General features: G+C 44.8%; 7 protein-coding genes and 1 pseudogene. 4 read left to right on the forward strand and 4 right to left on the reverse strand.

Annotated features, from left to right (window positions below; all coding sequences use genetic code 11):
- Positions 1-71: 71 nt before the first annotated feature.
- Positions 72-314 carry a hypothetical protein gene (locus tag PX636_RS06830; RefSeq protein WP_002797484.1) on the reverse strand — a complete coding sequence of 81 codons (243 nt, stop codon included), beginning with the start codon at positions 312-314 and terminating at the stop codon, positions 72-74.
- The gene (locus PX636_RS06835; RefSeq protein ID WP_002761350.1) at positions 292-543 is read right to left on the reverse strand and encodes a helix-turn-helix domain-containing protein; all 252 of its coding nucleotides are present in this window, start codon (positions 541-543) and stop codon (positions 292-294) included. The genes PX636_RS06830 and PX636_RS06835 overlap by 23 nt, the downstream gene beginning before the upstream one ends.
- Positions 544-695: 152 nt before the next feature.
- Between PX636_RS06835 and der the strand changes: the two genes are divergently transcribed.
- The 3 genes and pseudogenes from der to PX636_RS22610 all read left to right on the forward strand — a co-directional run.
- Positions 696-2,054, forward strand: a complete 1,359-nt coding sequence (gene der / locus PX636_RS06840) for a ribosome biogenesis GTPase Der (protein WP_147070866.1) — start codon at positions 696-698, stop codon at positions 2,052-2,054.
- A 3-nt stretch (positions 2,055-2,057) separates the two neighbouring features.
- The gene (locus PX636_RS06845; RefSeq protein ID WP_288116571.1) at positions 2,058-2,933 is read left to right on the forward strand and encodes an energy-coupling factor transporter transmembrane component T family protein; all 876 of its coding nucleotides are present in this window, start codon (positions 2,058-2,060) and stop codon (positions 2,931-2,933) included.
- 82 nt (positions 2,934-3,015) lie between these two features.
- Positions 3,016-3,141 (forward strand): annotated as a pseudogene (locus PX636_RS22610) (hypothetical protein); the annotation flags it as partial.
- Positions 3,142-3,445: 304 nt separating this feature from the next.
- On the opposite strand, the gene PX636_RS06850 reads toward PX636_RS22610, so the two are convergent.
- Both PX636_RS06850 and PX636_RS06855 read right to left on the reverse strand, forming a co-directional pair.
- Positions 3,446-4,438 (reverse strand): 30S ribosomal protein S1, encoded by a 993-nt coding sequence (locus PX636_RS06850; RefSeq protein ID WP_004162767.1) that lies wholly within the window; start codon positions 4,436-4,438, stop codon positions 3,446-3,448.
- Positions 4,439-4,870: 432 nt separating this feature from the next.
- A complete protein-coding gene (locus tag PX636_RS06855; protein WP_002795970.1) occupies positions 4,871-5,554 on the reverse strand; it encodes a cadmium resistance transporter in 684 nt (227 codons plus the stop codon).
- Between the two features lie 145 nt (positions 5,555-5,699).
- Here PX636_RS06855 and PX636_RS06860 point away from each other — a divergent pair, with 145 nt between their 5' ends.
- Positions 5,700-6,620, forward strand: a complete 921-nt coding sequence (locus PX636_RS06860) for a LysR substrate-binding domain-containing protein (protein WP_002787117.1) — start codon at positions 5,700-5,702, stop codon at positions 6,618-6,620.
- Positions 6,621-6,845: the final 225 nt, after the last annotated feature.

Below are 6,845 nucleotides of genomic sequence, written 5' to 3' on the forward strand. Positions count from 1 at the left end.
ACTCCAATGGTAGGCACTTTTTGAGGGAAAAAAAGTCTAAAAGCCTTATCCAACAAGGTTTTTAGATTTATTCAGCCAGCCCTAGTTAAACTATTCAGTTGTAGAGATTTTAGCGACCAACCACTGGCAGTTTTACTGTCCACTGCATCGTAGAGTAGTTTGCTTCTGCCTAGGGCAGGATCGGATAAAGGAATATTCTTGATATAATGAAAAATTGCTTCCCAGCTATAATCCTCGATCGAGCCAATCAATGGTGAGGCAATTGCGGCTAGAATGGCCTGCTTTAGTCTTTTAGTCTCGTCGTTCGTTAACACTTAGGGATTCCTCTACGGAATACAAAAATTCACTCATCCTCAGACCTAAAGCATTAGTAATATGACTAAGCACTCTCACCGATGGACTTTTTAATCCTCGCTCTAGTTGACTGATGTAAGTTCTATGCAGACCTGTTACTTCCGCCAAATACTCTTGCGACCACCCTTTTTCTTGGCGATAACGCTGTAGCTCTCGTCCTAAAATTTGCTCTAGTTGACCAGATTGCATAACCTGAATTCTAGTCTTTTGTATACCAAAGTTCTACAGACTAAAGTATTCAATGTCTCAGTGCCGAACAGAAACAGATAAATCAACCAAGGTCGATCGCAAATCGCTATGATAGAATATTGGGTCTTTAATTTCCGTCCCCTCCTCCTCTTATGAAACTGCCTGTCGTCGCTATTATCGGTCGTCCCAATGTGGGCAAATCCACCCTCGTCAATCGTATCGCTGGAGATCAACAGGCGATCGTTTTCGATCAACCCGGGATTACCAGAGATCGCACCTATCAACCAGCTTTCTGGTGCGATCGAGATTTTCAAATTGTCGATACAGGGGGGCTAGTTTTTAACGATGACAGCGAATTTCTCCCTTTAATCCGCGAACAGGCTTTAATCGCCCTAGCAGAGGCAAGTGTGGCGATTTTTGTCGTCGATGGGCAAGGGGGAATTACCGCCGGCGATCGAGAAATTGCCGCTTGGTTACGACAGCAAAATGTACCGATACTTTTGGCAGTCAATAAATGTGAATCGGTGGAACAGGGTATCCTGCAAGCGACGGAATTCTGGGAATTAGCCATCGGTGAACCCTTCCCCATCTCGGCCATTCACGGTTCTGGTACAGGAGAACTACTCGATGCGGTGATTAAATATTTGCCACCCGCGGCGGCAATTCCCGAAAATGAAGAAATTAAAGTGGCAATTATCGGTCGTCCTAACGTGGGTAAATCCAGTCTCCTCAATGCTTTAACCGGACAACAACGGGCGATCGTTAGTCCGATTTCGGGAACCACCAGAGACTCGATCGATACTTTAATTGAACGAGAAGGACAGGTTTATCGGTTAATTGACACCGCTGGCATTCGCCGTAAGAAGAATGTGGACTATGGAGCCGAATTTTTCAGTATTAACCGTGCTTTTAAGGCCATTCGCCGGTCTGACGTGGTACTATTCGTCATCGATGTGCTAGATGGTGTCACCGAACAGGATTTAAAATTGGCGGGACGAATTATTGAAGAAGGGCGCGCGGTGGTGCTAGTGGTCAATAAATGGGATGCGGTGGAGAAAGACACCTACACCATCAATACTTATACCAAAATGCTCCAAGATCGGCTGTATTTTATGGATTGGGCAGAAATGATCTTTGTCAGCGCCATGACGGGGCAAAGAGTCACCAAAATCCTCGAATTAGTCGATATTGCCGCCGAATCTCACCGTCGTCGCGTCAGTACCTCGGTAATCAACGATGTGATCGAAGAGGCGGTGAAGTGGCACAATCCCCCCACCACCAGAGGCGGAAAACAGGGGAAACTATACTATGGCACGCAAGTATCGAGTCAACCCCCCACGATCGCCCTTTTCGTTAACGATCCCCAGCGCTTTAATGATAACTATCGCCGTTACATCGAAGGGCAATTCCGGCAACAGTTAGGCTTTAAAGGAACCCCGATCCGCTTAATCTGGCGCGGCAAACCGGCGCGAGAAGTGGAAAAAACGGTTAATAGAGCCACCAAGGTCTAATTTATGGATTTATTGCGAAGTTTGCCCATCGGTCTTTATCTCGATCAACCGATTACCCGACTACATCAACTAGATGCGCGGGTAAAATTTATCTGGTTAATGGCTTTTTTAGCAGCACCTTTATTAGCTAATCCTTGGTGGCGTTTAGCTTTGGTGGGATTGTTAATGTTTTTAACCCTGCTTGCGCCTATTCCCCCCCGCGTCTGGCGGCAACAGATGGGCTGGCTGATATTTTTAGCGATTATCGTCTTTCTGATTACTGCTATCACTCCCGATGGTTTAGGGGTGAGTATTCAGCCGCGTTTACCGGATGAAGGGCTGAATTTACCGCCAGCAAGTGATTATCAGTATGTTTTATGGGATAGAGGTCGTTTATTTGTTACCCGACGTTCTTTGGAATTAGCAGTGAGAATTAGTACCTTAGTTTTTACTTTAATTTATAGCACTAATCTCTTTTTATTGACGACGGCCCCGGAAGAAATTACCGAAGGTTTAGAGAATTTAATGAGTCCTTTACGGCGATTTAATGTGCCGGTGACGGAAATTTCTCTGACTTTGACCCTCTCTTTGCGCTTTATTCCTCTGGTTTTAGAAGAAGTGCAAAATCTGGCTAGGGCAGTGAGAACTAGGGCGATCGATTGGCAAAAATTAGGGATTAAAAAGAGTTTAAACGTCTGGTTAACAGTAGTGGAAAAATTACTAGATAATTTGCTTTTGCGCGCCGAACAAATAGCGATCGCTATGGAGGTTCGCGGTTTTACCAGTCCCAATCAGCATCAAGTACGCTGGCACGAATTAAAGTTAAGATGGGCTGATTTGATCGCTTTATTTTTGTTAATTCCCTTTTGGGCAGCCCGATTAGCTTGGGGTGGTTTATAGCAGTTATCAGTTGTCAGTTAATAGACCAAGTATCGCCACCGAATATCAAGGAAAAATTTTTGAGTGAGATCAAACCGAAAATACAGGCATAGGTCTATCAATTGTCAAAAAAATTCTTGATAATCAAGGAGAGAGAATTTGCATAGAATCCCGATCAGGTGAAGGGGCAAGTTTTTATTTTACTTGGCATAAAAATTCTCCTAGTTAGGGTCTGCTGAAAAAGTTTTTCCTAGGGGCAGGGTGTAACCCCCCCAACCCCCCCGACATCGGGGGGGCAGGTGGGGTGTGGGGTTTTACCGATTTTCATCGGGTAAATTACCTAATTTTCAGGGAAAAAGTCCCGGAATTTTACCCCCGATCACTCCCATGCCGGGGACTTTTTGATTGACAAAAAGTCTAAAAGTCTTATCCAACAAGGTTTTTAGATTTATTCAGCAGACCCTATTTAATACTGTACACTTAAAACTCAAATCTGATAACTGATAACTGATAACTGATAACAGATAACTGACCTACTCCTCGGTGGCAGCGAGAACTAAATCTTCCTCCTCCAAGGCGGGAGGACCTTCGATTTCTGCGACTACTTCCGAGACAGTGCGGCCTTCCGCTTCCGCTAGACGTTTTTCTCGGTATTTAATCGCCATTTCTTCCGCTTTTTCAAACACTAACGGGCGATTTTTCAGCATATCCCCCGGTTCGGGTTCTAATTGTTTAGTCGAGAGGGAAATGCGACCTCTTTCGGCATCGAGATCGATAATCATCACTTTCAACTCATCATTGACATTGAAAACCGTGTGGGGGGTGTCAATGTGATCGTGAGAGATTTCGGAAATATGCAGTAAACCACTGACTCCACCGATATCGATGAAAGCACCGTAGGGCTTGATTCCGCGCACGGAACCGATTACCACCTGTCCCACGGCTAAACCGTTCATCTTGCGTTCCACTAAAGCGCGACGATGACTTAAAACCAGACGGTTGCGATCCTCATCCACTTCTAAAAACTTTAAGGGCAATTCCTGACCAACTAAATCCTCTTTCGCCTCTCTGGTGCTAATGTGAGAACCGGGGATAAAGCCGCGGAGACCTTCAATCCTGACTAATGCCCCACCACGGTTAGTGGCAAAAACATTGGATCGCACGGTAGCATCTTCTTTTTGCAATTGACGCACCCGTTCCCAAGCGCGCATATATTCAATGCGACGGATCGACAGGGTTAGCTGTCCATCTTCATTCTCGTCGGTAAGGATGAAAAATTCCCTGGTTTCGTTAGGTTGTAAAACTTCTTCGGGATTATCGACGCGGTTGATCGACATCTCCTGCACGGGGATAAAAGCGGCGGTTTTAGCACCGATATCGATGAGCGCTCCCCGGGGTTCCATGCTGAAAACAGTCCCGGCGACAACATCTCCCGGACTGAAATGATAATCGTATTTGTCTAGAAGGGCGGCAAAATCTTCATGGGTAAAGCCTATGTTTTTGTTTGCGGTTTTTTGGGTGGTCATGTACGTTGTTTGGGCCTCGGAATTTCCGTAGGTTTTTCCTCCTATGTGATGTACAGTTTCTAAATAAAGGAGATGCCTCCCAATTTAGTTCCTAGGCAGGGCCTAGGGGATGAACTGCCGCATCCGGCTTTCTTGCAGGCAATCCGCCTCAAGAATGACTCTTAAGAATCTAACCAGAGCTTGGGCTTTAAATAGCACAAGGGATCCTAATTATAACTGAATCGGGAACTATTTAGGGTTTGCTGAATAAATCTAAAAACATTGTTCGATAAGACTTTTAGACCTTTTTGAAATCCAAAAGTACCGGACATTGGAGGGATCGGGGGGAAAATTCCTGGACTTTTTACCTGAAAATGGGTAAAACCCTGCACCCTACACCCTACACCCTACACCCTACACCCTGCCCCCAGGAAAAACCTTTTGCCGCAAACCCTAAATAGATTCTGCTTGCTGCTGGAAAAGCGTCCATCCATAGCTTAAGGATAGGGCCAAGACAGCCAGGGGAAGACTTTCCTTGATCATAAACACACCCAAACCGATCAACACACAGGGGACAAAGTGGCTACCGTGACTGGTAATTAAATTAGCGATCGCTGGTAATTGGGTTAACTGATGAGCAGTAAAACACCAAACACCCACCAAGATCAGAAAAACGCTGACGATAGTAACTAAATTTGGCCAGGTATTACTAGCAAACAGCGGCAGATAAATGCCGATATTATCGCTGCCATTGGCGATGGTAATTGCCGCCACAGCGCAGGTTTGAGGGGAAAACCAGGCCAGCAAAGGAGAAGACGGTGCTGATTCTACAGCCATCTCCAGAGGATTATCCGTCTCGGTTTCCTCTCGCTGCCAGAGACTCCGAATCCCGAAAATCACGGGTAACAGACCGAGAAAACGAATCCACTGAGCCGGAATTAAGAAACTCCCGAAAAAGCCGGTTAAACTCGCCAAAATCAGCAGGATAAAGCCTAAATACTGACCGATAACGATATGACGACGGCGAAAAAGTTTATTGACTTGGGTAAAAAGAATCGTCAAAATCAGGATGTCATCGAGATTGGTGGCAATAAAGGCCGCTATTGCTGTGGATATGGCAGTAATCATGGTAGTCATAGGATTTTTTTCTTAATCGGGTCTTCTGATCTCGATCGCCCTACTTCCACTCTAGAAAGAGCTATTAATAAAATCAAATATTCTTTCTTGTTGATTTAATAAATTAAAATGATGGAAAGACGAATAAAGAGGAAAACCCCTTGCCATGGCCAGAATGACCCTAGATCAACTGGAAATCTTTCTAGCGACTGCGGAACATCTCCACTTCACCAAAGCAGCAGAAGCTTTATATATCACCCAACCGGCTGTCAGTGCCGCCATTGCCTCCCTAGAAAATGAATACGGGGTGAAATTATTCCATCGCGTCGGTCGTCATATCGAGATCACGGAAACAGGACGTTTACTGCAATTAGAAGCGCAACGCATTCTCACCCAGGTAACTTTGACAGAAAGGGGACTGGCGGAATTTAACGACTTGCAACGGGGAGAACTACAATTAGGGTCGAGTTTGACTATTGGTAACTATTGGCTGCCGGCAAAAATTAGCGATTTTCAGGAGCGCTATCCGGCAATTAAGATCAACTGCACCCTAGCTAATACGGAAGAAATCTGTCTGGGTACGGCTAACGGACGTTTTGACCTAGCATTAATCGAGGGAGAAGTCAAAAGTGATTTAACAAATTGTTTAGAACAGGAGATCGTCGGCAGCGATCGCTTATTAATTATTGTCGGACGTTCTCATCCCTGGTATAAAAGAGAAGCGATCGAATTACCCGAATTAGTGGAAACCCCTTGGGTAATGCGAGAATCGGGATCGGGAACTCAACAAAGATTCGAGGAAGCGCTACGGAATTGGGGTATCGATTTACGCACATTAAAGGTGACTTTGCTGTTAAATACCGGAGAAATGGTGAAGGCAATCATCGAGAATAGTTCGGCAGCTGCCGGTATTTCTGAATTGATGGTTCAAAAGGAATTACAATTAGGCACATTGCGATCGATTCGAGTCATCGATACTTCTGGTTTATCCCCTCGCTATCTCGAATTTATGCGCCCTTTTTTAAAAATAAAACACCGTCAGCGCTTTCAACCCCGCATCTGTCAAGTTTTCGAGCAGATGTTGTAATCTGATAGAAGTCACCGAAAATTAACTGGAGAGAAAATAAAGCTATGTAGGGGAAATTATTTTTGGCAAAAGAGATGGGGAACGAGGTAATATAAATCTCTCCTTTTAACTCTCAAAAATTGTCATCTATAATATTTTTAGCCGACAAGTTCTTGGGCTTTCTGAGAAAGAACCTCATCCATCCAAGCATTGATACTTTTACCTTTTTTAGTTGCTGCTAAATAG

The sequence above is a fragment of the Microcystis sp. M53598_WE2 genome (assembly GCF_030067735.1).
GTDB lineage: Bacteria > Cyanobacteriota > Cyanobacteriia > Cyanobacteriales > Microcystaceae > Microcystis > Microcystis aeruginosa.